The organism is Sulfolobales archaeon (assembly GCA_038897115.1).
In the GTDB taxonomy this organism is placed as follows: domain Archaea; phylum Thermoproteota; class Thermoprotei_A; order Sulfolobales; family AG1; genus AG1.
This window is the reverse complement of record JAWAXC010000168.1, coordinates 1-3,097: the sequence shown is the minus strand read 5'-3', so window position 1 is coordinate 3,097 and position 3,097 is coordinate 1. Positions and strand designations below refer to the sequence as shown.

Genomic DNA, 3,097 nt, shown 5'->3' with positions numbered 1-3,097 from the left:
CTTCTACCGCGCTTCCCTGGGAATAGACATCTTCATATCCACATATAGGACATCTTAACCTAAATACTGGGGGTAGCTGAACCTTCCTCTTCACATTAAGATATATTTTACCACCGCATCGAGTACAAATAACATAGACAGGCATCAAGGATCACCCACTAGATTAATAAGTCGTTGTGCTGAGATGTCTTCAGGCTCTACGAATTTAATAATTACATTATCGATCCCCAATTCATTGATCTTAGCAGATAGTATTTCACGAAGCCTTCCATCTACTGTAATCACCTTTATCTTCTCCCCTTTTACACCATAACTTAGCGAAATGTAGGCTATAGATTTATCAACATAATCACGTAATGACTCTACCTGAATCTCTACACGTTTATATCTGATCTTTAGGTGATTTTCTAAAAATTTCCTACTATTCTCCACCCTCGATTCATTAAGGTATCTAATTCCTTTTCCCGTAGTACTGCTTAGACGTCGAGAGATGCTAAATATCTCTTCAATAATCTCTCTAATCTCATTACTATGTTGACAGACATTCGTATATATCCATCTTTCTAGCTCATTAATCTGCCTATGTATTAAGTAAGTATATGTACTGAGATTTTAAGAGAACGGCATCTAGATGTATTATAAGATCTTTTAATATTTTTAACGTGTAACTACATAGTTTCTGATAGTCTTTGGCATCTTGATGCGTCAAATATTTCTCAAGTACTTTGATATATACATTTGTGTCTATTATAATATTTCGTAAATCTTGCCATAGCTTTCTATACACCTCTATAACTTGATCTATATGCTATATTATTCACATTACTATTCCTCTTTAAATTCCTCTTCAAAGAACACCTTTCTTATAGCCTTTGAGAAAGCCTCTATCTCAACTTCTCCATGTTCATCTATTTCGCGTTCTTCAATACCTCCAGGTTTAAATTCATATACCCTAGCTAAGTTTCTTAGATTGCTTCTAGCTAACCATTGAGTAATGCTATAAGTAATAAAGTCGCTATGAGTTGCGATTACAACAGAGATCTTCCTTCCCTCTCTGTAAGTTGCATATATAAAATCCATTAGTGCCCTCGAGAATATTGTTTGACGCAGCATTTCTAAGTTTATCTCCGGCTCGTCGATAAAGACAAGCACCCTCTCATATCCCTGTTTAATGTATTGAAGCGCTAGGTTCAAAAGGCATAGCAAGGGTAGTGTTTGTATCATACCTGATGATAGTAGGTACGGCGGAATTTCTGGCAAATCAGCTCTTTCACTATAGAATCCTAGAGCTTTATATGGAAACTCAGGAAATAGCTTTTTGAACATAGTTCTTAGATGATCATCTATAACAGTCTTTTCAGCTGTACGTATAGCGATTGATACATCTAAGATTGTAGGTGATAGGGTTATAACTGCTGCTTTCAATACTTCTTCTCTCTGTTCAATTAGCGGTTTTATCGCTGATAATAGCGTCTTTACAAAATTATTCAGTAAATCAGTATTAGACCCCGTAAAGAGGGTCTCGATCATGGGAAAGCCTTTTTCCTCCATACCTCCAAATGCTGTGATAATCTGTGATATTAACTTCTGTAACAAATCTCTAAACTCTATGACATAGGCGGCAAACATATATGTTAATCCCAGAGAAGTGACTCGGTAGGATGGGGCATATAGCAGCGGGAATGCCTTTATATCCCCCTCTATTTCTATTGCAAGTGGATTATGTCTGTTCCTATCATAGTCTATTTTTATTTTAATTGAATCTTTATCCTCTAATATAAGGCTGAATCTACCGTTGAAATTCCTTGATAAAACCCAGAGATCCTTTGCTGAGGCTATACTGCTATTTAATAATAGGGTTGCCAAAGTATCAGTATCGCATTTACTACCTTTACACGATTTAAGAATTGCATAGATAGCTCTTGATACAAATGACTTACCGGTATTATTCGAGCCTACAAAAAGGGTTATCATATCTCCTAATTCAATATCTATATATGCTTGAGGACCGTAGTTTTCGGCTTTAAATCTCATTATATAGCAAGCCCCAACACAATATACCGTTACTTATATTATATTTATTTTAAATTCGAATATTATTGATATTGCATCTTTACGGTTAAACCGGATAACCCTTAGATAAGATGGCATTATCTCAAGATTTGAAACAAGAGAGCTTATCTAAAAGATCCTTAATGAACAATAGCCGATCCCTACCAAGTTAAGGTCAATAGTTATATTATTCCGTATATCTTTCTTTAATATGGCTTCCAACTCCTTAAATCCTTTTTTATACTCAGAGTATTGCTATCTCAGCTAGATAATTTTGCCCTTCCGATAGCGTATCTCCATAACACTCCTTGATAATTATTGTAGGTGACTATGGATATACATTTCTAAATCTACCGCAGAAGATCCATGTCTTCTTCATTTCTCTAAGTGCTCTTGCTAAACTTATTACCTAGCCTCGATAACAATGGCTCTCCTTAGCGTTCTCGGCATATTATCCAACAGCTCTCAATAACCAGAATGAACATTAAGGTATTTGAATTTATTATTAAATCGGAAATCCTTTAACCAACTACAGATTTGAAAGGAGGCTATGCTTGAAATAAAGCTAACCCCCTCTCTGCCTTGAGGGGGCGCTCTCAGTTGTAATGATAATGATTTTGTAGTTTTCTTTATCTGGCTCCTAATAGTCCTGAGGCTTCTAGCTATCTTTCAATTCTATAGTTGATCGTTTCCTTTTAATTTTTATTATATTTATAAGTGAAGATCTAGTTTTGATCTATGTTTCTGATATCTGCAGTGTTTAAACCTATTAAACCTAATAAGGAGTCTATCTCTATGCTCAAGATGATAGAGGTTTCTAGGCCTCATATACTATTTCCCCCTCTACTATGGTTTTGACAACTCTATAGTTCTCGTCTAGGATGGCTAGGTCAGCCCTGTGCTTCGGCTTTATATCTCCTATTCCATAGCTATATATGCCAATACTCTTGGCAGGTGTTAGGCTTGACATTTTTGCTGCATATTCTGGGGGATAGCCCAAGGATATTATATTGGCTATAGCTCTGTTCATTGTGAGTGTGCTCCC

The 3,097-nt window shown here is 35.9% G+C and carries 3 protein-coding genes; all 3 read right to left on the bottom strand.

The features are described 5' to 3' along the window. Positions 1 to 144: 144 nt before the first annotated feature. Complete coding sequence (locus QXE01_12305) at positions 145 to 432, bottom strand: hypothetical protein (GenBank protein ID MEM4972019.1); 288 nt, start codon at positions 430 to 432, stop codon at positions 145 to 147. Positions 433 to 825: 393 nt separating this feature from the next. Continuing rightward, entirely contained in the window at positions 826 to 2,034 is a 1,209-nt protein-coding gene (locus QXE01_12300; protein ID MEM4972018.1) for an AAA family ATPase, read from the bottom strand. An 835-nt stretch (positions 2,035 to 2,869) separates the two neighbouring features. Next, the coding region (locus QXE01_12295) for a hypothetical protein (protein MEM4972017.1) at positions 2,870 to 3,097 on the bottom strand (228 nt) is incomplete at its 5' end.